The organism is Ferruginibacter sp. HRS2-29 (genome assembly GCF_024343615.1).
Classification (GTDB): Bacteria; Bacteroidota; Bacteroidia; order Chitinophagales; family Chitinophagaceae; genus Ferruginibacter.
Genome location: NZ_RJUB01000145.1, coordinates 17,204 through 42,520 on the forward strand (window position 1 = coordinate 17,204; position 25,317 = coordinate 42,520).

Sequence of the window (25,317 nt, forward strand, 5' to 3'; positions counted from 1 at the left end):
TTATTTAAAATTTTGTCTTTAGTAAATCCCTTCACGAAATGAACCAGCGGTGGTCTGTGGTCCGTCGTCGCTGGCCGTTTCAGGAAATAAAAGCGAATTTATCTTCAAACAAATGCCCGATCAGTGGCAAAGGTTTTTCCACTTCGTTGCTGGCGTTGATGATACCGATGATGAGGAATACCAGGAACGCATAACCTACCAGCCCAAGAATAGCCAGTGAAGGTACGACAGTGGCGATGATGGTAAGGGCCACGTTGAAGATGATCGATACGATCGCCAATCCGAGGCCTTGCCTTAAATGATATTTCACCAGGCTGCTTTTTTCAGCGGCGCTGTTGTTTTGCACCAGTGCAATGATCCATCCGATGATGGTGACGTAAGAAAGAATAGCTAATGTTTTGTTGCTCATAATTATTTGTTTTGAGCAAACCTAGAGTATGTGGGGAGTTTGGAGGGAAGTTGATTGGTGAACGGTGGGTTTGAATTTGTAAGCGTATTCCTCACCGCAGGGAACATGAGTTGGCAGAGGTTTCGCAGAGTTAAGTCTTCTCTCTGCGAAACCTCTGTGTTCTTTGGCTCTCTGCGGTTAAGAAAACGGTAGCATATCGAGCCGCGGCTTCAATATGTCTCTCTGATATACTCCACAAATTTCTCCACCGCTTTTCTTACCGGTGTAGCGCCGGTCTGGTAATTATTGGCGAGGATAGAAAATATCAGCAGCCTGTTTTTCTTTGTAATGATATAACCACTCAAGGCACAGTTGTTGCTGAGCGTGCCTGTTTTGGCATAAATAAATCCAGTGTCTTTTTTGAAATAATTCTTCAAGGTGCCTTCACCACCTGTTGCCAGTATCGTTTTCAAGCGTTCCATACCAAATTCATTTTTCATCTTGTTAAGAATGTAAATGAAATCCTGCGGCGTGAAGAGATTGTATCGGCTGAGGCCGGAACCATCGACCCATTTGGGTTTGTGAGGGGCGTCTTTTAGATCGGTTTTTAATAAGGTGTCGATGATGTCTTCATCGCTCATGCAGCCGAGGTGTTCGTTGCTGACCATGAGGAGGGTTTGCTCCGCAAAGAAGTTATCAGAACGATGCATCATCGGTTTGAAGAGGGAGTCGGAAGGTTGGGAATGAATACTTTTAAGATAGGGTGATGATGTAAATGGCTTTGGTTTATCATAAATAACTCCGAGATCTATCAATTGGCCACGCACTGCATGTATTTTAAAGTCGTGCCATAAAATACTGATCGCTGTATTCGTGTTGTCGGTTACAAAAGGTATTTCCTGCGAAGAAAAAATATTGTCAGAGCGTACAATCCTTGTCAGATTGTTGGATATTTCTCTTTCAAGCTTAAAACGACTGAATTTCCTTTCTTTTGGGTATTTGTCGGTTGCAAGATCAACAATTGGATAATAATTAATGCTGTCGATAAATGATGTGAAAAACTTCGGGCGAATGATCCATTTCACTTTACTGCTATCAGTATTGGCGATGGGTTGTAAGCTGTCGTATTGAGCACGAAAAACATTTCCATAAATGGGAAATTGGCTTCGCTCTACCATAAAGTCTTCATTGTAATCATCCCATGCCCATCCATAACCTAATGGGTTAAGAGTTTTGGTAAAGTTGGAATATTCCGATAAATAAAATTTACGGCTCTTAATTTTTAAAAAATCGAGAAGTGGCTGGTTTTTAAAGTCAGGATGTAAGAATGTCGGATCTCCTGTCAGGAATAAATTGAACATCCCATTGCCTCTATCATTATAATAGATCCCCACCAGGCTATCCCCCAGGTACTTCATCCCCGCATACAACGTAAACAATTTCACATTGCTGGCCGGCACAAAATATTTATCCGCATTATAATTATATAAATAAGTATTGGAAGACGGGTCGAATACGCTGATGCCGATGAAACCCTTGCTGATAGCGGTGTCGGCGATGAGTGTTTTTTCGGCTTGCCGGGAGACCCGGGCGGTAGTTTTGCAGCTGGCAAATAAGGAATAAGAAATAATTAATAAGAAATAAGAAAGAGGAAATGCAGTTCTTTTCATGTTTGTAAGTTACAAATTAATTGAGGTCAATTATATCACAACGAATTCGATCCGTGCAACACCACTTCCTTATTTTTTATTTCTAATTTCTCTCCTGCACTCTCAGCCACCTTTCCGGTATCTCATTGTTACTTGCTTTCACGTAATCCAGGTAACTGCAGGCGATGAATTTTTTATCCGGCATCTGCATCCACCAGCGGCTCGTTTTTTTGCTTTGCAAAAAAACGGTATCCACTTCGGCGAAAGCAGTGTGGTATTCGTTGAAATTATGACGGTCTTCGAGCAGGGCTTCCTGCTTGCTGCGGCTTTTTCCATCGATGAAGTACCAGAGCATCTGGCTGATCTGTTTGGCTGTCAGTTCATCGGTATCGTTATTGGGGTTGTAGCCGTAAAAGCCGATGCTGCTGAGGTTCTGGCTCATGCCGGCAAACCGTGTGAGCATACATGCTTCGATGCCGGTAAGCCCGTTGGGACATTGTTTGTTGGACGGCGCATCGCTGTATTTGATGGCGCTGATGTCGAAGCTCAGCATATTGGTGTTGCGGAGGATAGGCTCCATCTCTTCGATCTCGGCGCTTACTGCTCCTACGCGGTAACAATCGAACCGCAGCTTGTCCATCGTTTCGAGCATACGCGGATGAACGAAATAACTCTGGAAGGCGATGTGGTTGTAATGTTTTACCAGGTTGGGTTCGCCGGTGAGCAGGTCGAGTAAAAAATTCTCACTGCGGATCGGGCTTTCGCCGCGGAGGTCGATAAGGGCATCCACACAGGTCACTTCCACCTGCTGGTTCTTATCGCGGTATGCGTAATATTGCGCCAGCGTGGCATCGTGTGAGCCACCGAGGAAAACTACGGTTTTGCCCAGCTGCAACAATTCATCCAGCACGGTTTTTATCGCGGCATAACTATCATTGAGCGAAGCGCCCGGTTTTATATTCCCGATATCGGCTATGCGGGTATCCTTGTGCCAGTAATTGAGCTGGTACAATTGCCTGCGGATGGCATTGGCCGCATCGTTGGTCTGTTGTAAAAAACTGTTGCCCCTTGATTCGAGTATTCCCGCCAGCACAATGTCTATCCCTTCCAGGTCGGGCAGCTCGCCTTCGTAAATGCTGATATGTTTGGCAAACTGGCCGTCGGTATAGCCTTCGTCATTATTGAGCTCATACACGTTGATCGGCTCGAGGAAATCGGTGAGGTCTTGCATTTAAAAATGTTTGCGGCAAAACTAGGGAAAAAAGAGTTGTGAGATGTTAGATTTGGTTATCTGCAAAAAATCAAAAAGACTTATTTAAAACTATTTATCAGAAAAAAACGATTTTGTTTTTTTAGACAGGTCATATTCTGTTTTTAGATGATCAAAAATATACTCATCATGTTGTTTTTTAAAAAGCAGCACATTGTAATTTCTTTCCCATAAGCTATCGAGATCTTTTTGAGGAAAGTAAATAGTGTTTGCCGCACCAGCCAATACACATCCCGTGTCGGCCAGAATGACTATGCCTTTCTGATTAAAAAAAGAAATGCGTTCTTTGGTTAAGTAATTATCTATGCAACTGCACCGGAAACAGGAAATAATCATGCCGTGGGAATATTTTTGTAACAATGATTTTCCCATTTGTGAATTTATATCCAATCCTGATTTCTTTTGGCAAGCGAAAATTGCCAACAGTATCAGGTAAAATGAATATTTATATTTCATAATAATTCAGTTTGCCCGTAGTATCTGATACGACTATCCCGGATTTGTAAGGAAAGATATTTTTACCAGGTTGAAAGTTGAGAGATGTTAGAGATAATAATCTAAGGTTTTCGTCTAAGATGTATAAATCGTATGCTGGGGACTGGTTTAGTTTTTCTGTCTTTAATTTTTTGATGATAATAAATTTTCCTTTATAAAAGGTTTCGTAAATATTTCTTTCATTAGTTAGATCGTAGTAACGGATGTAACCGAGGTCTGTACGTTTGTCATCATCATATTTTTTGAAGTTTGCATATTGGGCATATTTCTTTCTAATCATTTTGCCCGAATGCATATTCATTAATTGTATCTCATCGGAACTTGCAAACCCACAGTAAAAAAGACTGTCATTTTTTGAGGCGCCAAGGAAAGTAGTTTTTTCACGGACTTCTTTTTCCGTGATGGAGGACGGGTATTGAAAAAAAGAATCTATCAATTGGGGGTGACTTGAGAAAATATTTATCTTATAGAATACTTTTTTGCCCGTAAAATTAGCGGGTTCATAAAACTTTCCAAATTTGAGGTATAAAATAGTATCCCTGAAAAAAAGTGCATTTGCTTGTGCATATAACAGTGCGGAGTTTTTAGCATTATATAAACCAGCCAGTTCTACTGTTCGAAGAAATTCAGACTTATTTTTTAAAAAGTCAATTTCATAAATGTCTACCCTTACATTTTCTCCATCTAATAACAACAATTTATTTTTTTGGAGTTGATAATGTGTGTAATCATTTGTTTTATCTAAAGAGATGGCTATTATGCTATCCGATAAGTTATCTGATATATATAAAGTATCGTATTTTATATAGTAAATACGAGTTATACTGTCGGCTATTTCAGTCTGACAAAAATGGTCGAGAAAGCTCAATACTTTTGGCGAGCAATTAATTTCGATCTTTTGGCTTTGATTGAAATATTTTTTCTCAATATTTGTACAATTTGTCAAAAACGAGATCACTAAAAGGCAATATATAATTTTATTCATTCCATTTCCAGATTAAAACTATACTATCAGCAGTTAAAGCGTTATTTTGATAAAAGAATATACTACTGTCAGATCCTATTCCAACTCTTAATAAATTATTCTTGACGTCATTTATCAGATCATATCCAATAATAGAAGGAGGAACCAGCGATTGCCACTGAATAGTATCTGAAAAAAAAGCGTTGAGACTATCACCAGCCTCGTAAGTTTTCAATTTAGTAAAAAGTGAATCCGCGCTTGTCCTCCATTGTGTTGGTTCAAATCTCGGAGGTAATGGATGCGATGAGCCCTTAACACACGTATTACCTGGTTCGAGACATCTAAAAGCAGGCTGAGAATTTTTTGCTTCACCCCAATTTGTATATACCCAAGTATAATCTCTCTGCGGTGTATCGGGAGCACAAGATTGAATTGCTATGGCAATGCCTCCAAGTAGGCATAGGAATAAATTTCTCATAAAGTACAGTTTCTGTTTGTGATAGACGGATAATCTAATTTATCAAGTAAAAATCTCAATTGCAAATCAAATCTCATTTTTTTCAAAATGCATGAGCCCCCTCTCTTTTGTATATGAAGTAATAATTTTAAACTATCCTTACCACCAAGAACCAGGACCTAACAACTTCTTATCAAAAAATCCCCCATCTAATTCCTCCAGTCGTTACCTTTGCAGCTACATTTTAATAGATAGTCAGATGGCCGATCAACAAGAGGTTTTAAATGAAGTAGTGATAAAATTTGCCGGCGATAGCGGTGATGGTATGCAGCTCACCGGTAGCCAGTTTACCAACAACACCGCCATGCTCGGCCTCGACCTGGCCACGTTCCCCGATTTTCCGGCGGAAATACGTGCCCCGATAGGAACCCTGCCCGGTGTGAGCGGCTTCCAGCTGCGCTTCAGCAGCGACAGGATATTTACGCCCGGCGATGAATGTGATGTATTGGTGGCGATGAATGCCGCGGCATTGAAAGTTAACCTCAAGAGCCTCAAAAAAGGAGGCAGGATCATTGCGAATACCGATGGTTTCGATAGCAAAAATCTTCGCCTCGCCAATTACCCCGATGGGGTAAACCCGCTGGAAGACCATAGCCTCGACAGCTATGAAGTGGTGACGATGGATGTAACCAAAATGACCCGCGAAGCGCTCAAGGAGATACAGATGGGTACCAAGGAAAAAGACAGGGCGAAAAATATGTTCGTGCTGGGCTTTTTGTACTGGATGTACAACCGCGATATGGATAATACCATCACTTTTCTTACCGAAAAATTTGGCAAGAAGCCGGAAATACTGGAAAGTAATATCAAGGCACTGCGCTCCGGGTATAATTATGGCGACACCACGGAAACTTTCACGCACCGTTTCATTGTAGAAAAAGCGAAGATGGAGCCGGGCACTTACCGTTCCATCATGGGCAACCAGGCCCTGGCTTACGGGTTGATTGCCGCGGGGCAAAAAAGCGGTCTGCCGCTTTTCCTGGGATCATATCCTATTACCCCGGCTTCCGACATTTTACATGAGTTGAGCAGGCATAAATCTTTTGGGATAAAAACATTCCAGGCGGAAGATGAGATCGCGGCGATCGCTTCGGCCATCGGGGCGAGTTATGGCGGCAACTTCGGGTTGACCACCACCAGTGGCCCCGGTATGGCGTTGAAAGGCGAAGCGATGGGGCTGGCGGTAATGCTGGAAATCCCGCTGCTCATAGTAGATGTACAACGTGGTGGCCCTAGTACCGGATTGCCTACCAAGACCGAACAAAGCGATCTGCTGCAGGCTTATTACGGCCGCAACGGCGAGTGCCCGATGCCGGTGATCTCGGCAAGCACGCCAAGCGATTGTTTTGAAGCAGCTTATGAAGCAGTGCGCATCTCGATACAACATATGACGCCGGTGATCTTGCTGAGCGATGGTTATATAGCCAATGGTGCCGAGCCATGGAAATTTCCGAAATCAGAAGACCTGAAGCCGATAGAGGTAAATTTCAAAACGCAATTGTGGGAAGGGGAAGATAAGTTTCAGCCTTACCTGCGGGATGAAAAACTGGTAAGGCCCTGGGTGATCCCGGGTACTGCCGGATTGGAACACCGCATCGGTGGATTGGAAAAGCAAAACATCACGGGTAATATCAGTTATGATCCCGACAACCATCAGCTGATGGTAAAGATCAGGCAGGAAAAAGTAGATAAGATCGCACAGCATATTCCTCATCAGAAACTGGATAGTGGCGATCAAAAAGGAAAAGTGCTGGTGCTGGGCTGGGGAAGTACGTATGGTGCTATCAAAAGCGCCTGTGTAGAACTACGGGCCAATGGTTTCCCGGTGTCGCATGCACACCTGCGTTATGTACGCCCGTTCCCGGAGAACCTGGGAGATATCCTCAGAAACTTTGACCATGTGCTTATTCCGGAGCTTAATAACGGGCAGCTGATCAAGATCATCAGGGATGTGTATATGGTAGATGCCAAAGGATACAATAAGATCATGGGCGTTCCATTTACCCGGCACGAACTGATAGACGCAATAAAAGCGGTAGCGGAGGAAAAATGAACCGACGACAGACCTCGGACCACAGACCACAGACCACGGACAGCCGACAACAGACTACGGACAAACGGTTACCGAGGGAGACAACTGACCACTGACAACAGACCACCGTTGGTTTGTTCGCGAAAAATTTTATAAATGAAAATGCCCATCATAGCGATGGGCATTTTTTATTTTATTTCTTAAAAAATTTCTTCTTTATTAAAACCCTCCACTAAATGAACCAGCGGTGGTCTGTGGTCCGTGGGCCATCGTCTGCCTTAGCGGATCTTGTTCCTTCCGAGTATGAGGCTGATCTTAAGATTGATGGAGAAATAAGCATCTTTTTCAGCCGGGCTGCCGCGTTTTCCTTTACCACCAATTGTGTTAGGACGTTTTACAAATTGCTTGTCCGACATGGCCTGCGCAAGCGCTGCTTTTGTTGGAGTAAAGTTACTCTGAAAGCTGGCTGGCGTTACATAAGTGGTGCTTACATCATCGAGATAATCTGTGTTCAATATCCTGTAAACAGCTTCTGCCCTGAGGTTGAACAGGCGGTTTAATTCGTATTTCACGCCGCCGCCAACCGGCACATTGATCTGTTGAAGTTTATAGGGCTTCCTGTCCGGGTATTCTGGAAAACCTTGTCCCTCGGTGCTCAACGGCTGCAGGTCAACCCAATTGTTGGTGCCTGGAACCTGCCCCTGAGGATTGTAAGAAAAGTAGCCTACCCCTGCAAGGATATATGGGGAGAACCGTGGCGGGTAAGCGTCGCTTTCCGCATAGTCTATAAAAATGTACAACGGGTGTATTTCCGCCATCAGTGAACCTTCAGCTATTGTAGTGCGAAAATTGAGGTTACGGTTGTAACGTTCTTTAGCGATATCATTTCCTACGCCGGCTAACACATTATCATCAGCGGATAGTTTTCCAAAAGTACCTTCCAGCCTTAAGCCGAGGGCATTGCGGTACATTGCACTAAAGAAGACGCCGCCGGCAACGTGGGTTTTACCGGTATTAAGATCTTTGAAAAATCTCTTACCTATACCTTTTTTACCCCCCAGGTCGGTCAGGCAGTTCATGGCATTGAGGGATCCGCCAATTTCAAAAATTACATCATTATCGTAATACTCATCATCATAAAAATAATACTGTGCATCAGCTTTCAGGGAGGCCAGTGTCAGCACGAAGATCGAAGAAAGTACAAGTGTTATTTTTTTCATCCGCATTGTAATTAGTTAGGCAAAGGCCTTTTTAACCTTTTATTCTACAAATAAAACGAATATTATCCAATTTTATTTAATGTACAGCCAGTTTGTTGAAAAATTTACATGCCATGGTGATGCCGCATTCGTGGCATTTTGGTTTCCTCGCCACGCATATGTACCGGCCGTGCAGAATTAGCCAGTGATGCGCTTTGTGCACATATTCTTTAGGTAGATATTTAATCAGTTGTTTTTCAGCTGCAACGGGCGTTTTAGCCCCGATTGTCAGCCCGATCCGGGCACTCACCCTGAACACATGCGTATCCACTGCCATATTGGGTTGTTCATCGATCACCGAAGTGATCACATTCGCGGTTTTTCTTCCCACTCCCGGCAATTTTACCAGTTCGTCTACCGTCATGGGCACAATTCCGCCGAAATCGTCCATCAGCATTTTTGCCATACCGATCAGGTGTTTGGTTTTGTTGTTCGGGTAAGAAATACTCCGGATCAACGGGAAAAGTTCGTCAAATTCCGCCTTGCTCATCGATCCTGCATCAGGGTATTGTGAAAAAATGGAGGGGGTGGTCAGGTTCACGCGCTTGTCGGTACACTGGGCAGATAAGATCACAGCTACCAGCAGCTGAAACGGGTTATCGTAAATGAGTTCGGTCTCGGCGTCGGGCGAATGTTCAAGGAAATAGCTGATAACGAAGTCGTAGCGTTGTTGCCTGGTCATAATTTTTTAATTACACGAATTAAGGCTAATTATACGAATTACACGATTGCAGGACCGGACCTGTGGGGTGTTTGTGCAATATTCAATAAATAACGTGTCCAAAATACGCAATGCGGGGCAATAAAAAACCCTCTGTTTCAAAGAGGGCCTTTCAAAATTTATCTGAAAAAGATTAAGCGTGTAATTCTTCTACTGGTTTTTCTGCATAGTTCATGATCGCATCCAGGGTTTGTTGCCTGGGAGAAAGCATTTCTACTGTATCCAGCTTTTCGATCGACCCTGACAAAATCTCCATGATTTCACGCAAATTATAATCTGAGTTTAACGCCGCTGTTATTGCAGCTGTCTTTTCAGGGGAAGTTTCTTTGTACAGGTACTGCACCAGATCTTCCTGAGTAAAATTGTACATAGGCAATTTTATTGCTTTTTGAAATTAAATATCCATTATCCAGTTACATAAACGGTGCCTGAGAAAGAATTATTGTACAAAAAGGGTAGTTTTTTAACTTTTTATGGTGTTTTTACTATGAAAAGATCTTCGTTGTCTTTTTTCATGTAAAAATTTTCCCTTGAATACTTCTCGATCGTCTGCGCACTGTTTTTTAAAAGTCCAAGTTCCGTACGGGTATCTTTGATCATTTTGGTGAGGTGTTCCTCGCTTTCGTTGAGCTCTACCAGCTTGTTTTCCCTTGCCCTGATAAGCCCCCAATCCTTCGGATCGAAGAAGAGCATCCACACGATGAAAAATGCCGACGCTATAAAATATTTATTCTTTAGTATGGACAAAATGCCCGAAAACTGTTTCATACCGCTAAATTAACCACAACAATGTACAAAAAAATTATTTGCTACGCAAATTGCCCTCGGAAGAAGATGCAACGCAGATTTTGATGATAGTTATGATTCGTTAAGATTTTGTATCAGCAAAGATCATAAAAATCTGCGTTACATCCTTTTTTGCCCCAGGCAATAAAAAAGGGATAGCAACTGCTATCCCTTTATCAGAATCAAAAACGAGATTAATTGATGATCAGTTTTTCCACTTTTTTCTGGTCACCGCTCACGATGCTGAAGATGTAGATACCTTTTGCAAGGCCCGAAATATCCAGCGTGGTCAATGTACCCAGGTTCAGTTTTCTCCATGAACGAACCAGTTGCCCTTCTGCATTGAAGAGTTGAACATCGGAAGAAGTGGCTACACCTGCCGCGAATATTTTTACTTTATCGCTTGCAGGGTTAGGGCTCAGGGTAATGCTGAACATTCCTTCTCCTTTGATCTTTGCCTGGCGGATATCCGAAAGAACACCCCTTCCATCCAAATCAGTCTGGCGCAACCTGTAGTAATACAATACATCCGGCTGAACGAAATTATCGGTGTAAGCATAATTCTTCAGGCTGCTGCTGTTGCCGGCACCATCTATCCAGGCAATTTTTTCATAGGTAACACCGTCTTTGCTACGCTCGATAGCGAAACCCTTGTTGTTGATCTCGTTATTGGTAGTCCAGGTGAGCACGATGTTTTTAGTAGCTGCTTTTACTGTAAAGTCCAGCGACTGCACCGGCAAAGCCGTGAGCTGAGAAACCAGCAGGAATTGTGAGAAGCCACCTGTAGCGTTGATCGTGTAAGCGATGTAGCCCTTGGTAGCACGCTGGTCATCTACCGTTGGTGTGTACAATGTAGCATCGGAAGCGCTTACTGTACCAAATACATCCACACCATCCCTTACTTTCATTATTTTCAACACAAGCGGGTTAGGCCAGCTGGCGAGTTCCGCGGTGGTGTAGTAGAAAGTAGCCTGGTAAGTGGCAGAAGTATTGGCAGTAGCCGGCTGCAGCCAGATCACTTTGCTTCCCCTCTGGTAGGTACCTGAAGGGGTGCTGATGGTAACCAATGTAGAAGTGCCCGCCTGGTTTACCGAAGCGGTAACGCAACCGATGTTGGCACTTGGATTTTTTACCCCTGCTATAAGCCTGTAATCAAATGGAGAAGCCGCATTTTTACTGTAGAAATTTACAGTCTGGCCGGTGTTGAAACTAAAGCTGGTATCCGAGTCAGTTGTGGTAGCGATAGCTAATGCTTTACCGGTGAATACCACGTCATCGATGGTGAATGCCGGACTTGCACCAAGGGTTTCATCATTGAACCAGTTGAACACAAAATAGAATTTGGTATTGGCCATGCTTGCAGGCAGGTTGAGGTTGGCTGTAACAGCTGCTGTACCTGCGGTCTGTCCGCTGAAAGTAGTATTGAAAAACAGAACGTTTTCAGCAGTGCGTGCCTGGCCCTCCGGTATGTAACCGAGATAACCATCGTCGTAAGTCTGCTCACCTACACAGCGCCATTTAAAAGTAACGTTCAGGTCTTTTAATCCGCTGGCGTCGATCAATGGGGTATACAGATATGCGTCGCTGATGTTATTGACATTGTAAGTATTGGGTTTGGTAGAAACGTTTTCTGTGATGTGAGCCGCATTTCCGGCGGTGCCACTGCCACCATTTGCGCTCACCACCCATGTGTTAGGAGTGCTCAGGCCATCGGAGAAAGTTTCGGTAGCCCATCCTGTCGGGATATTGGCAGAAGCGTTGAAATTTTCGCTCAGCAAAGTTGTTGTGGATGAAGTATTATTGATAGCGGATACAAAATCGTCATCAAGAATATTGATGGTAACTTTTTGTTTGTCCGGGCCTGCAACCACACCTGTACCGGTGATATTATAACCTATGATGATTTTCCTTGCGGCTGCATCCACATCCTGGTTGTCGAAGATGGTTACAAGAACCGTTTTAGCGGTTGTTTCGCCATTGGCGAATGTTACCGATGCCGGTGAAATACTGAAATCTTTATTTACTACAGCAGTGCTTCCCGTAGTGTTGAAAGTAACCGTAGCTGCACCAGTGGCAGATACCGATGGGTAAAGCCTGAATGCATAGGTCTTGCTGTTCGGGCAGGTACCGGCGTTACCGGTTTCATAGGCCGCATATTCTCCTGCAAAAATAAAAGAGACGGAATTGCCCGCCCTGGTTGCGCAGGCAGTGGAGGTCATCAATGAAACCCTTCTTGGGCTGTTATCCATTACAGTCTGGCAACGGGTAGCCTGGTTATTGGTAAAAGTATTCAAACAGGCATCGTTGCTGTAGTCCATATAGTTCTGGAACATTTTCGGGCCAGACGGGGTGCAGTTGTTCAAAGTGCCTGCGGTAGGGCAACCGCTGGTAGCATCGTCCTGCGGAGGGGTATCTGCGCAATAATCGTTACCGCAATTTTCATCACCCCAGATATGGCGTAAGCCAAAAAAGTGACCGGCTTCATGGGTGAGTGTACGGCCATAACCGTAGTCGGTATCGTTACCCGGGTTGGCTACACTTCCGATAGACTTCCAGTTGATCACCATACCAGCATTGCTGTTGTTTTCACCTGCATCCAGGCCTGGTAAAGTGCTCAGCCCCGGGAAAGTGGCATAACCCAGCAATCCGCTGTTGTCCATGGCACTGGTCCATACGTTCATGTAAGTGAAAGGATCCCAGATGGTACCAGGTTTGATGGTATTGTCGAAGTAAGAGATCAGTTCATCCTGGCCCATAGTATTGGTATTGGAAAATGCCGGCACACGGGTTTGTCCGTTGATGCGGTCGATACCCGGGGTAGCCATCGGCCTGCCGGCAGTATCTACTACAGCCATACAAAACCTGATGCGTACATCACCAGCCACTCCTGTATAAGGAGAGCCTGCAAGGTTGGCATAATCGATGTTGAGCTGATCGATCTGTGCCTGGAACTTTGCGGTACTCAGGTTGGGAGAAGCATCGCCTGCGGCATTGGCGGTGCGGTAAATAACGTGGAATACAACCGGGATGGTAACGGTACCCGTAAACCCTTCGCCATTTGCCAGCTTCTGCTGGATCAGCGTATTTAATTGGCTCTCGTAAGCGCTGTTAAGAAACCCGTTCTTTTGTGCGTTTTTCATTACGAGATTGAAAGCACATTTTTCCGGCTTCACAGAGTTCGGAAAAGTGATGACAGGCGTTGTGCCGATCGTTTTTTTAACTGGATGTTTTTTGCTGTCAGCCGTAACTGAGAGGGTTTGTGCAAAGGATAACTGCACACCAAATAACACTACAGCCATCAGGGAGGCGTAGATCTTCTTCATGATAAGTTTGTTTTGATAATAAAATTAAATAGCCGTATTCGTTAGGGGAACAAATAAAAGACGGCTAAGATAGCAGGTTTTGAGCGGCTTTAAGAATTTGTTTAAAAAAAAATGGGATGACAATTGTCATCCCATTTCAGCTATATAATAACCGCAGATCTAGTTGATCACCAGTTTTTCCACCCTGGTATCATTTCCTGTGGCGATGTTGAAAATATAAACTCCTTTCGCAAGGCCTGAAATATTCAGTGTGATGGCTGAACTTAATTGTTGTTTTTTCCAGGTGCGAACGAGCTTGCCTTCGGCGTTGAACAGGTTAATATCGGATAAACCGCTGGCGCCCGCAACAAATATTTTCACTTTGTCGCTGGCAGGGTTAGGGCTGATACTGATGCTGATGCTGCCATTGCCTTTGATCTTCGCCTGCCTTACTTCAGAAAGCAGTGACCTGTTGTCAAAATCGGTCTGGCGAAGGCGGTAGTAATACAATACTTCCGGCTGAACGAAATTATCAGTGTAAGAATAATTCCTAAGGCTGCTGCTGTTGCCCGCGCCGTCTACCCATGCGATCTTTTCGTAGGTAACACCGTCTTTGCTGCGTTCGATCGCAAAGCCTTTGTTGTTTTGCTCGGCAGTGGTATTCCAGGTCAGCAGGATGTTGTTGGTGGCCGGCCTTGCAGCAAAATCCAGCGATTGAACAGGCAAAGCGGTCAACGGCGAAACCAGCAGGAATTGAGAGAAACCTCCGGTGAAATTTGCTGTAAAGGACGCATATCCTTTGGTGGTACGCTGGTCGTCCACGGTAGTAGCTACTACCACCGAATTTGCTGCGGTCAATGTAGTGGCAAGGTTTACGCCATCCTGTACCTTCATCAGTTTGAGATTCGGTACGCTGGATGCCCATGCTGCAAGCTCTGCTGTAGTGAAGTAGAATGTGGCCTGGTAAGTAGCGGTAGAATTTGCTACGGCAGGACTAAGGCTGATCACTTTGTTGCTGCGCTGGTACACACCGCCGGTTGTATTGAGGGTAGTGAGCCCGGTGCCGGAAGAGCTGACAGTAGCTGTAACACAACCCAGGTCAACACTCGGGTTGGTGATGGTAGCAATGATATTGTTGGTGCTGCTTACATATTGTTCTGACTGTCCTGCAGGATGCGTCTGTACCACCGATTGGTTCAATACGGTTTCCACACCAGCCGCTTCACCGGTGATGACTACGTTATCGATTGTAAACGGTGGGTTGATACCGGTTGCGGCATCATTCTGCCATTCAAAACAAATCCAGACGTTTGGCTGATTGGCCAATATATCCGGCAGGGGTACCACCACATTTGTTTTACCCGTTACGCCCTGGAAGGCAACAAGATTTCCCAGTGTATTATATACCGGGAGGAAACCTTGGGTTTGTGAAGTGGTGGTGTAACGCAGATAACCGAAATCATTTCCGACGCCATTGCTGGCGTAATCAAACGAGATCTTTATATTTTTATACCCGATGGTATTGAAAGCCGGTGTGACTGCAGCGGCATCCGATGCGGCGGTAAAAGTATAGGCATTGGCAGCGATCTCATTAGTCTTGTCGCTGGCAGATCCATTAGTAATATGGAGTATCCTGCCATCGGCGGCAGAAAATCCTGTGGCTGAGCCGAATTGCGCATTGGCGGTAAACGTGTTGGCAGTGCCGGAAAAATTAGCCAGCAGCCAGCCGGGAACCAGTCCGTTATTAGCGGCGGTGCCGAAGTTTTGCGACAGCAGCTGAACGTTGGGATTGGTCACATTGATTGTTTTGACCGCATCATCTTCCACTTTGGTGATCGTGATGGTCTGTCCGGTTGTACCTGCCGTAACACCGCCCCCGCTGCCGATCGTATAACCGAGTACGATGGTTTTATTTCCCGAAGGGAGCGCATCATCGAATATGCGGAGATTTACCGCTTTGTAATTATCGCCGGTGGCGAAAGAAACGGTAGGCGTGAGTAATTGATAATCCACGCCATTTACAGCGGTACCGCCGGTGGTGATGGTTACTGTAGTAGCAGCGGTGGCTTTATCTTCCACGTTCAGTTCCAGGCTGATATCCCTGAAACGGGGGCAGGTAGTCATACCGCTGTTTTCATTGACCCTCAACACACCATCGCAATCAGCAAAAGCGATGGCATTACTGGCGGTAACCAGCACAGATCCTACAGTAGACGTTGCAAGGCTGCCCCTTCTCGGGCTATTGGCAAATACAGCTTCCATACGGTCGCCCTGGTTTACAGTAAATGTATTGGCAATGATATCATCACTGTAGTCCATATAATTTTCAAACATCTCATCGGCAGTGCCGCAGCTGTTTGGTTTTGGGTGGGTGGGTTCACCGGAATTGTTTTCAAAATGAGTAGGGGTATCGTTGCAATAGTCGGTACCGCAATCGGTATCGCCCCAGATATGGCGAAGGCCGAAGAAATGCCCGAGTTCATGGGTCAATGTTTTTCCCTTTCCATAGGGATCGGCACAGACACCGAACGGTTTGAATACACTACCAACTGTTGTGTAGCTGATGGTAACGCCGGCGGTAGTATTGGTTTCAGAATTATTCAGTCCCGTTAATCCCGAAGAAGCGGGAAAGGTAGCGATCCCGAGAATGCCTGCTTCCCATTCCGATACCCAGATGTTGAGGTATTTTGTAGGATCCCAGATGGAGCCTGGTTTGATGGTGTTGGTAAGATAGTTGTTGGCACCAGAAGCATACCCTACAGTGTATGGAGGTGCGGTCCAGCCTTTATCACTTCTATTGATACGGTCGATTCCCGGCTCAGGCATGAGATTGCCCAAAGGATCTGTCTGCGCCAGTCCGAAACGGATACCCATATCTTCGGAAACAGCGTAGGGGCTGTTGGACAGGTTGGCATAATCTTTATTGATCTGCAATACCTGCTGGATAATAGCAGCCTGTGATACATTTCGTCCGACACCCACTGCTTCATTGTTGTGAATGATGTGGAATACCACGGGCAAAGTAACACCGGGTGTGATCTTTGGCAGCGTAGGATCGGCTTTTCTTTCAGCAATCTTCTGGCTCATCCAGGCTTCAAACTGGGCGGTGGTTTCGGCATCGGGATGCAGCGCATTGAATTGCTGCAACAATTCTGCCGTTGCGCATTTTCGTTGGTTAAGATTGAGAGATTTTGATCTGCTGACCTGCTGCGCAAATATGTGTGCTGTTAGGAGCAACAGCGCAAAGGCCAGGGTGTAAATTTTCTTCATACAATTAGTTTGTTTAAATAGTAGACGATCTTTCTGTGTAAGAATTACGTGCATAAAAAAAGCTACTAAAGATAGTAGCTTTTTTTCATGTATTTAATGTTTGTGCAAAAAACCTATTTACCAAACGTGATCTTTCCTTTCGGGTAGATAGCGCTAGCGCCCAGGATCTCTTCGATGCGGATCAGCTGGTTGTATTTTGCCATACGGTCGCTGCGGCTTGCAGAACCGGTTTTGATCTGGCCGCAATTCAATGCTACTGCAAGGTCTGCGATCGTGCTGTCTTCGGTTTCACCACTGCGGTGGCTCATGATGGTATTGTAACCTGCCTGCTGAGCCATGCTCACGGCATTGATGGTTTCGGTAAGGGTACCGATCTGGTTCACTTTTACCAGCAGGCCATTGGCAGTTTCTTCTTTGATACCCCTTTCCAGGCGGGTAACATTGGTTACAAAAAGATCATCGCCTACCAGCTGGCATTTATCGCCAACGGTTTCTGTGAGTAATTTCCAGCCTTTCCAGTCGTCTTCGGCCATACCGTCTTCGATGGAAATGATCGGGTATTTTTTCACCCAGCTCGCCCAGTATTCTACCAGTTGTTCGCTGGTCATTTTTTTGCCATCGCTTTTATGGAAAATGTATTTCTTTTCTTTTGCATTCCACAACTCACTGTTGGCGGCATCCATAGCGATACCGATCTGGCTGCCGGTTTTGAAACCCGCTATTTTGATGGCTTCCAATACGGTTTCGATCGCTTCTTCGTTGCTCTGGATGTTTGGAGCAAAACCCCCTTCATCACCTACGTTGGTGCTGAACCCTTTTTTCTTCAAAACGGTTTTCAATGCATGGAAAATTTCCACGCCCCATTGAAGGCCTTCGCTGAAAGTATTGGCACCTACGGGCATTACCATGAATTCCTGGAAATCGATCTTGTTATCCGCATGAGCACCACCGTTGAGGATGTTCATCATCGGGATAGGAAGGATCTTTGCGTTGGTACCACCGATATAGCGGTACAATGGGAGATTGGCTTCAAGAGCGGCAGCTTTTGCCACTGCAAGACTTACTGCCAGCAAGGCATTGGCGCCAAGTTTACCTTTGTTTTCGGTGCCGTCCAATGCGATCATAGCCGCATCGATGCCTGTCTGATCCGCTACATCCCAACCCAGTAAAGCTTCCGCGATGGTGGTGTTCACATTCTTTACCGCTTTGAGTACGGATTTTCCGCCGTACAGTTTTTTATTGTTGTCCCTGAGTTCTACCGCCTCATGAATCCCTGTGCTGGCGCCACTTGGCACCGCGGCACGGCCAAGATTTTCGTTTTCTGTCAATACATCTACTTCAATAGTAGGGTTTCCACGGCTGTCTAATATCTGGCGGGCATGAATGGATGCGATGTAGCTCATTGTTGATGGTGATTTTATGTTATGAATGAAATTATGTAAATGCGATGGCGAATTTACGAAATACGGATGAAATAAACATTATGTGATCTTTACACAATGATATTATGCAGATCACGGATTTTAGATCGATCAGGGGATTATACAGATTTGTTTTTCGCTTCACAAAAAAACATGCGGAGATATTTTTTAGAAATGATTTCAATAACTCGGACGGTATTCATTTTGCGCAGCAAAATAATCCGTGATCCGTTTTAGGTCGTCAATGATTTAAACACACTCTCCAGGCTATTGGATTGTGTCTGCAATGAAACGATGTTGAGGTTTTGCCCGATGCTCAGTTCCAGCAGCTGTTTTTTTACAGCTTCTGCGTTGGTACATTCGATATTGAATACTCCGGCTTGCGGCAATGTTACCCTCTTTACGTGATGCATATTTCTCACCAGTTCCACATCTACATCTTCTTTGAATTCAACGAGGATGGCCTGGTGATCTTTGTTGTCTTTCTGCAGGTTGCCCAACTGGTCATCGGCTACAATATTCCCTTTGTTGATGATGATCACCCTGTCGCAGATAGCTTCTACTTCCTGCATGATATGGGAGGAAAAAAGGATGGTCTTATTGGCAGACAATGATCTGATCACGTTCCTGATCTCTATGATCTGGTTGGGATCGAGGCCGCTGGTAGGTTCATCAAGAATGAGCACTTCCGGCTCATGCACCAATGCTGCTGCGAGCCCCACACGCTGTTTGTACCCCTTGCTGAGCTGGCCGATCTTTTTATGGCTTTCGGGCGTAAGCCCTACCGTGACGATTACTTTTTCGATGCTGGTCCCGGAGTCTTTGATGCCGTGTATATTGGCGATAAATTGCAGGTATTCACGCACGTACATGTCCATGTACAATGGGTTCGCTTCGGGCAAATAACCGATTTTTTTCTTTGAATCAAGATTGTTTTCATTCACTGTAATGCCACACACATCTATCTTTCCCGCATCGGCAGCAAGATAACCGGTGATCATTTTCATCGTAGTGCTTTTGCCCGCGCCGTTCGGCCCGAGAAAGCCTACAATCTCGCCTTTATTTACAGTAAAGGAAATATTGTTGACGGCTTTTTGAGCGCCATAGTTTTTGGAAAGTTTGTTTACAGATATAGACATTTAGTATCTTTAAATGATTCGGTATTCTTTGGTCAGGGAATCAGATGGAATGTTTAGCATTTTACTGAATATTCTTATCATGCTTAATGACAAAGGTTTTTTATAATTCAATACTTTACTAACAGTACCTTTATCTCCATATTCATTCGCAAGATCTATTGGTTTGTAACCAAAATCCTCCATTCGAATCTTAATTAATTCAATTGGATCCAGTTCAGGTAAATCCCAAAGAGTCTTTTCATATTGACCAATAAGAAAAGCCAGTAAAAGTTTCTCCTTGTGCTCAGAAGTGCCTTTTACTGCTTCTCTTATTTGTTCATACCGTTCTGTTGCTTTTTGATAGTCTTTTTTATTTTCAATCAAAAACCATTGATTTCTTGTCATTTTTTTTCGTAGTTGATAATAACTTAATCATTAAGTTTATCAAAGGTTACATAGTTATTTATATAGTTTCAGGATCAATCTTATCATATTCATTATGAGTTCCGATGAACCTAATTTCTAGTATGGTATCGATATAGTCAATATGAGCAATTAGCCTGTAATTATTGTGTAGAATTTCAAATCTCGCTCTATTGTTTTTAATAATTTTTGCTTTTGGAAACGCTTTTAAAACGTCTTGTTTATTTTTCCATTGTGCATTTTCAACAACTGTTTTCCATGCAGACAGGCTTTTTCTAGAATCTGCATGCTCTAGGCTAAAATTACGTAGTTTCTCTAAGTATACTATTTGCATACATATTGATTAAAAAATAGTTAAGTAAAAATTTCATATTTAAAATAGCCTGTTATCGCAAGGCAGCGTTTAGAAAACAAAGATAAATAAAAAAGTTGGCAATTTGCCAACTTTTTTATTTGATAATAGTTTTAAAACAATGTTAATCCTTCTTCTCTCCACCACCTTCCTGCGGAGGCTTCTGTGGTCCACGTTGCTGGTTCTGCTGCCTTGGAGGGCGCTGCTGTTGTGGCGGACGCTGCTGACCTTGTCCCTGCTGCTTTGGAGGTCGTTGAGCATTTCCACCTTCCTGTGGGGGACGCTGTTGCTGGCCTCCCCGATTTTGAGGAGGGCGTTGCTGCTGCCCTTGTCCGGGTTGTTGCTTTTGCTGTGGAGGACGCTGTTGTTGCTGCCCCTGTGCCGGCCGCTGCCTTTGCTGGCCGCCTTCCTGCGGAGGCTTCTGGCCACCGCGTTGCTGGTTGCCGCCACGGTTGCCCGGGGTTTGCTGCTGACCACCACGCTGTTGTGTTTGCTGTTGGCTGCGTTCTTTATCCCTGCGTTTGCGGGTAGTCTTTTCCAGGCTTTTCAGGCTGATCTGCCCTACTATATCTGCATATTCAGGTTCTATTTCTTTCGGTTTGCCCGTTACCACTTCAGCCGTTTCCAGTTCTTCAGGGCGTATACCTTCGCGGTTCTGCGCCTTTATCTTTTTCACCATTTCGAGCGTAAGCGGGTATTGCTTATTGCTTTCAGCCATGGTGTACCACATGAGGTTGCGGAAAATATCTTTTTTTACCAGGAAAGCCCTGCCTTTGGCTGTTTCGAGCATATCCGCGTCGTTGGGAAAAAACTGGAGGGCGTCCATATAGGTATCCAGTTCATAATTGAGGCAACATTTCAGCCTGCCGCACTGGCCGCTTAATTTGGTCTGGTTAATGCTGAGGTTCTGGTAGCGTGCAGCATTAGTATTCACACTTTTGAAATCTGTAAGCCAGGTACTACAACATAATTCGCGGCCGCAACTGCCGATGCCACCTACTTTTCCAGCTTCCTGACGGGCGCCGATCTGCCGCATTTCCACTTTCACTTTAAACTCTCCGGCGTACTGTTTGATCAGTTCCCTGAAATCCACCCTGTCGTCAGCGATGTAAAAAAATGTCGCTTTCCGGCCATCTGCCTGCACTTCCACTTCGGCCATTTTCATATCCAGCTTCAGCACTCTTGCCATCGCACGGCTGCGGATAAGCACCTGCGCTTCCCTGGCTTTATTTTCCTTCATCTTGGCCAGGTCGATATCGGTGGCGCGGCGAAGTACTTTTTTTATGTCGGGGTTGAATTCGTCGATCTTGTGTTTTTTGAGTTGAAGGCGTACCAGTTCGCCGGTAAGATTTACCATCCCTACGTCGAAGCCATTGACGCCTTCCACGGCGATCATTTCGCCTCTTTCAAAATAATGAAGGGTAGTGTTTTTGAAATAGTCCTTCCTGCTGCCATTGTTGAAACTCACTTCCACGATGCGGCAACTGCTTTCAGGATCGCTGAAGGGGAGATTTGCCAGCCAATCGTGTACATTCATACGGTTGCAACTGCCACTTGCACAACTTCCTTTACTTTGGCAACCGCCCGGAGCATCGCCTTTGGCGGTACCGCAACTTCCACATGCCATAATCTGATCATATTTTGTTCCCGCCAAGGCGGGAAAGATTATTAAATATTTCGGAACCCCTCCTGATTTCCGTCGGTGTGTATTTGTACTTAGCTGACTGAAAAGCAATTATTTGTATAAATCTATCACACGCAATTGTGATTCGTTTCAGTATAAAAACGAATAAATGCCGGAATATAGTACACAGGAAGGCAAACCCTATTGCATCAAAATTACTGATTTGTTGCTAATAATATGATACAACTTAATTGTAAGGGCGTGAAACAGCATTTTGGGGTTGGCATTGCGCTCCACGTAATAGGTGGCCTGGTCGAGTTCGTGAATGATGGCTTCCTGCTGCTCGATGCCACAAAGTTTGTTGAACCGGATGGCAAATTCGATATCGCTGCGGGCCTGTTCATTGCCCTGGGTTTCTTTCTGGTGAGGCAGGTTTTCGAGCCCGATGGCGCGGATCCTGACAGCCTGCTCGAGTATATGGGTGAAATATTTGAGGAATTGTTTTTGTTTTTCGCGGCCGTTCTTGCTCATTTCCTCGATCCATTTTACCTGCGCCACCGGCCCCGTCTTTACAATACTGTTGAGCCAATCCCTCAGCATCGATTCCCAATCGTCTTCGGCATGTTGCAGCTGATGCAGCGCTTCGTGATAATTTCCTTCGGAAACGGCAGCGATCTGGCTGGCTTTCTGAAAAGAAAGATTTTCTTTCAATTGCAATGCAGTTTCAATATCGTGTACATTCAGCTGTGGTACTTTTACCAGCTGCGTACGCGAAAGGATGGTTGGCAGCACCAGCGCATCATTTTCCGCCACCAGGATAAAAAGCGTATTGGCAGGCGGTTCTTCGATCAGCTTCAATAATTTATTACCTTCTTTGCCCAACGCCTCAGGCATCCACATGATGAGTATCTTGTATTCGGCTTCAAAACTTTTGAGGCTCAGCTTGCGGATGATATCATTGCATTCATATACATTGATATTACCCTGTTTGTTTTCAGCACCGGCAAACTGCAGCCAATCATAACTATTGCCATACGGGTTTGCCAGGATGAATTCCCTCCACTCCACGATGAAATCGGTACAAACGGATTTGTCGCCGGGTTTTTTTGGAAAAATCGGGTATGAAAAATGAATATCGGGATGGATGAGTTTTGCCGCTTTCTGGCAGGCAGCGCATTCTCCACAGGAATCGTGAAGAGTTGTCAGTTGTGAGTTGTCAGTTGTCAGCGCTTCCACGGCAGGTTCAGGCTCGCCAAACATCGAAAGTTCGGTGGTCTGTGGTCGGTTGTCGGTCGTCTTCTTAGGTTTCTTCCCGCCTGTTTTTTCGCATACAATATATTGTGCAAAAGCCTGCGCCAGCGATAAAGCACCGCTTCCTTCTTTTCCCAAAAACAGCAAAGCATGGCTGAGCCTGTTGTGGGAGATCATATGAACCAGTTGTTCTTTGAGATCAGTTTGACCAATTACTTCCGAAAATTGCATGAGGCAAAGGTAGTGAATAGTGAAAAACCCCGGAGGTTTTCAAAACCTCCGGGGTTTAAATAAAAATGGCCATGAATAATCATGGCCATCTTTAAAAAACTTCCGTCGCCGGGATCCGGCGGTTGTTTTTTATAATTTGCTGGTAATTTCTTCGCTGAGCGGCGTGGTCTTGCTGGGGAAATAGGCGACCAGCTTTCCTTTTTCATCTACCAAAAATTTATTGAAATTCCATTTCACTTCGGCATCCATCACGCCATTCTGATCTTTGTGGGTTAACCATTTATAAATAGGAGCCTGCGCATCACCTTTTACTGAAATCTTGGCCGCCACAGGAAAAGTTACGCCATAATTTTTTTCACAGACTTCTTTTATCTCAAGTGCGCTGCCTTGCTCCTGGTTGAAATCATTTGACGGGAAACCTACCACTACCAGCTTGTCTTTGTACTTTTCAGAAAGCTCCTGCAATTCTTTATACTGGGGGGTATAGCCACATTTGGAAGCCGTATTTACAATCAATATCTTTTTTCCTTTGAAGGAAGAGAAATCGATGGTGCCACCTGTCAGTCCTTCCACTTTAAATTGATATACTGTAGTGGTGGCGGCCGGCGCTGCTGCGGTAGCTGCGTGGCTTCCTGAAGACGGGGTGTTGAATTTTACCGCTGCTGTTGCAGTGATGGCGATAGCGGCTAACGCGATGAATTTTATCATGATCTTTTTTTTATAAACGTTTTATCTGAAGGAATGGTTGTGTCTTATTGTTTTTCGTAACAGCCTATATCGGTCACTCCAACGCTGCGGTTGTTGTTGTCGAGATCTTTGGTAAACGTTATTGCCGAACCCGCATTGATCGCCGGGCTGGCATACTTCGTCAGCCTGAAATCGTAATAGTTGGCCCTTACATCCACACTGTCGAATTGCGGATCCATATTGTCAAGTGAACTCAGCAATGTGGCATTTGCCGGTGCTGTATTGGCCTTGTAAAGGCAATGATCCAGCGTTACACTGAAAATATTGTTTCCTTGTTTTTTGATATCCAGCTCACTTTCCAGGGTATTGTTATCTCCCCAGAAAATACAATTTTTAAATAATGCGTTCAGGTCTTTTGTTGTGGTACTTCCGTTCGTTTCCAGGAAATTACCTGCCTTCACTACTGCTGTCTTGTGAAGGATATAACTATTGGAAATAGTGACCACAGTACAATTGGTAAAATTGTAATTGCCGCCCGATTCTATTGCAATATTTGTACCGCAATTGCTCACCAGGCAATTATCCGCCTGTACAAATGTATTGCTCAGCAGGAGTCCGGCATCATACGCGTTGTCTATGACGGACTGATGCAATATCAACTTGGGATTGGCATTCACCGAAGGTTCAAATACTGCGATAGCCTGGTAGGCATTTTTGATAATGGCAAAACTGATGACATTATTTTTGCTGCCCGCCCTGAAATAGATGCCCGGCCAGCTTGCCGGAAATTTGTCGTACGGATCATCCAGGCGGTCGCCGGAAAATTGCACATTATCCTCGTGCGTACCGTTTACCAAGAGAGTGCCATCCACAATCAACGGTGCATCCGCATGGGCGTATACTCTGGTGCCCGCGGGAATGGTAAGTGTGGCATTGGGCGCCACAAGCAGGCTTCCTAATATCACGTACGGCAAACTGGTATTCCAGCTGGTATTGGTGGTGATGACGGTGTTATCCAGAAAAACGGCGTTTTGTCCGTAAGCCTGCAATTGTATCCACCGGGTGTTTCCATTGTACTTTATCGAAATGCTGTCGCTTAATACGAAAGGCAATGGTGCTGAAGTTGGATTTACAGAAACCGAAACGAATACATATATACTGTCTTCAGCGGCCACTTCCAGTTGGTTCATTTCGGTGGCGGCAGTGCCATTGATGTTGATCCTGAAAGGGGATGCCGCACCACCCATCAGTTTTATATCCATCCGCAGGCGCTGACTGTTTTCATTGAATATCTTCAACGATTTTGTAACTGAGCCAGTGCTGGTAAAAACAGTGTCGAATTTCACGGTATCGATGCTGATGCTCAGCCCGGCTTCCGGACTGGTGATCACACTATCTTTTTTGCAGGAAAAAAAGAGAACGATCAACAGGATACTGCTTGCGAAGAATGTTTTTTTCATTGAAACAAAACTACAATAAAGTTGTTAGTTGTGCGACGTTAGTTGTGACAGGCGAATTATTTACTTGCAATGGCCAGCGTGGCAAGGCTGACCGAAA

At 44.8% G+C, this 25,317-nt stretch carries 21 protein-coding genes; 1 reads left to right on the forward strand and 20 read right to left on the reverse strand.

Annotated features, from left to right (window positions below; all coding sequences use genetic code 11):
• Positions 1-79 precede the first annotated feature (79 nt).
• The 6 genes from EGI32_RS17095 to EGI32_RS17120 form a co-directional block, all read right to left on the reverse strand.
• Positions 80-409 carry a DUF4870 domain-containing protein gene (locus tag EGI32_RS17095; protein ID WP_255156572.1) on the reverse strand — a complete coding sequence of 110 codons (330 nt, stop codon included), beginning with the start codon at positions 407-409 and terminating at the stop codon, positions 80-82.
• A 209-nt stretch (positions 410-618) separates the two neighbouring features.
• Positions 619-2,058 carry a D-alanyl-D-alanine carboxypeptidase gene (locus EGI32_RS17100; RefSeq protein ID WP_255156573.1) on the reverse strand — a complete coding sequence of 480 codons (1,440 nt, stop codon included), beginning with the start codon at positions 2,056-2,058 and terminating at the stop codon, positions 619-621.
• 82 nt (positions 2,059-2,140) lie between these two features.
• Positions 2,141-3,268, reverse strand: a complete 1,128-nt coding sequence (locus tag EGI32_RS17105) for a formimidoylglutamase (protein WP_255156574.1) — start codon at positions 3,266-3,268, stop codon at positions 2,141-2,143.
• Positions 3,269-3,358: 90 nt separating this feature from the next.
• The gene (locus tag EGI32_RS17110; RefSeq protein ID WP_255156575.1) at positions 3,359-3,763 is read right to left on the reverse strand and encodes a hypothetical protein; all 405 of its coding nucleotides are present in this window, start codon (positions 3,761-3,763) and stop codon (positions 3,359-3,361) included.
• On the reverse strand, positions 3,753-4,787 hold the full coding sequence (locus tag EGI32_RS17115) for a hypothetical protein (protein WP_255156576.1): 1,035 nt from the start codon (positions 4,785-4,787) through the stop codon (positions 3,753-3,755). The genes EGI32_RS17110 and EGI32_RS17115 overlap by 11 nt, the downstream gene beginning before the upstream one ends.
• On the reverse strand, positions 4,780-5,244 hold the full coding sequence (locus EGI32_RS17120; protein WP_255156577.1) for a hypothetical protein: 465 nt from the start codon (positions 5,242-5,244) through the stop codon (positions 4,780-4,782). The genes EGI32_RS17115 and EGI32_RS17120 overlap by 8 nt, the downstream gene beginning before the upstream one ends.
• Positions 5,245-5,482: 238 nt before the next feature.
• Between EGI32_RS17120 and EGI32_RS17125 the strand changes: the two genes are divergently transcribed.
• A complete protein-coding gene (locus tag EGI32_RS17125; protein WP_255156578.1) occupies positions 5,483-7,336 on the forward strand; it encodes a 2-oxoacid:acceptor oxidoreductase subunit alpha in 1,854 nt (617 codons plus the stop codon).
• A 257-nt stretch (positions 7,337-7,593) separates the two neighbouring features.
• Here the strand turns inward: EGI32_RS17125 and EGI32_RS17130 are convergent, their stop codons facing one another.
• The 14 genes from EGI32_RS17130 to EGI32_RS17195 all read right to left on the reverse strand — a co-directional run bounded on the left by EGI32_RS17130 (position 7,594) and on the right by EGI32_RS17195 (position 25,220).
• Positions 7,594-8,535, reverse strand: coding sequence for a hypothetical protein (locus EGI32_RS17130; RefSeq protein ID WP_255156579.1), 942 nt, complete (start codon positions 8,533-8,535; stop codon positions 7,594-7,596).
• A gap of 76 nt (positions 8,536-8,611) precedes the next feature.
• Complete coding sequence (gene nth / locus EGI32_RS17135) at positions 8,612-9,256, reverse strand: endonuclease III (RefSeq protein ID WP_255156580.1); 645 nt, start codon at positions 9,254-9,256, stop codon at positions 8,612-8,614.
• A 172-nt stretch (positions 9,257-9,428) separates the two neighbouring features.
• Complete coding sequence (locus tag EGI32_RS17140; protein WP_255156581.1) at positions 9,429-9,665, reverse strand: hypothetical protein; 237 nt, start codon at positions 9,663-9,665, stop codon at positions 9,429-9,431.
• Positions 9,666-9,766: 101 nt separating this feature from the next.
• Positions 9,767-10,063 (reverse strand): septum formation initiator family protein, encoded by a 297-nt coding sequence (locus tag EGI32_RS17145; RefSeq protein ID WP_255156582.1) that lies wholly within the window; start codon positions 10,061-10,063, stop codon positions 9,767-9,769.
• A gap of 212 nt (positions 10,064-10,275) precedes the next feature.
• Positions 10,276-13,404: a M43 family zinc metalloprotease gene (locus EGI32_RS17150; RefSeq protein ID WP_255156583.1), complete on the reverse strand. Its 3,129-nt coding sequence runs from the start codon at positions 13,402-13,404 to the stop codon at positions 10,276-10,278.
• Positions 13,405-13,563: 159 nt separating this feature from the next.
• Positions 13,564-16,653 carry a zinc-dependent metalloprotease gene (locus tag EGI32_RS17155; protein WP_255156584.1) on the reverse strand — a complete coding sequence of 1,030 codons (3,090 nt, stop codon included), beginning with the start codon at positions 16,651-16,653 and terminating at the stop codon, positions 13,564-13,566.
• 113 nt (positions 16,654-16,766) lie between these two features.
• Positions 16,767-18,056, reverse strand: coding sequence for a phosphopyruvate hydratase (gene eno, locus EGI32_RS17160; RefSeq protein WP_255156585.1), 1,290 nt, complete (start codon positions 18,054-18,056; stop codon positions 16,767-16,769).
• 251 nt (positions 18,057-18,307) lie between these two features.
• Entirely contained in the window at positions 18,308-19,213 is a 906-nt protein-coding gene (gldA, locus tag EGI32_RS17165; protein WP_255156586.1) for a gliding motility-associated ABC transporter ATP-binding subunit GldA, read from the reverse strand.
• Positions 19,214-19,222: 9 nt separating this feature from the next.
• Positions 19,223-19,597, reverse strand: coding sequence for a type II toxin-antitoxin system HigA family antitoxin (locus EGI32_RS17170; RefSeq protein WP_255156587.1), 375 nt, complete (start codon positions 19,595-19,597; stop codon positions 19,223-19,225).
• 58 nt (positions 19,598-19,655) lie between these two features.
• Positions 19,656-19,949 (reverse strand): type II toxin-antitoxin system HigB family toxin, encoded by a 294-nt coding sequence (locus EGI32_RS17175; RefSeq protein WP_255156588.1) that lies wholly within the window; start codon positions 19,947-19,949, stop codon positions 19,656-19,658.
• A gap of 142 nt (positions 19,950-20,091) precedes the next feature.
• Positions 20,092-21,594, reverse strand: a complete 1,503-nt coding sequence (locus EGI32_RS17180; protein WP_255156589.1) for a regulatory iron-sulfur-containing complex subunit RicT — start codon at positions 21,592-21,594, stop codon at positions 20,092-20,094.
• A gap of 198 nt (positions 21,595-21,792) precedes the next feature.
• A complete protein-coding gene (locus EGI32_RS17185; protein ID WP_255156590.1) occupies positions 21,793-23,073 on the reverse strand; it encodes a DNA polymerase III subunit delta' in 1,281 nt (426 codons plus the stop codon).
• 129 nt (positions 23,074-23,202) lie between these two features.
• Complete coding sequence (locus EGI32_RS17190; RefSeq protein ID WP_255156591.1) at positions 23,203-23,781, reverse strand: glutathione peroxidase; 579 nt, start codon at positions 23,779-23,781, stop codon at positions 23,203-23,205.
• Positions 23,782-23,825: 44 nt separating this feature from the next.
• Positions 23,826-25,220, reverse strand: coding sequence for a hypothetical protein (locus EGI32_RS17195; protein WP_255156592.1), 1,395 nt, complete (start codon positions 25,218-25,220; stop codon positions 23,826-23,828).
• Positions 25,221-25,317: the final 97 nt, after the last annotated feature.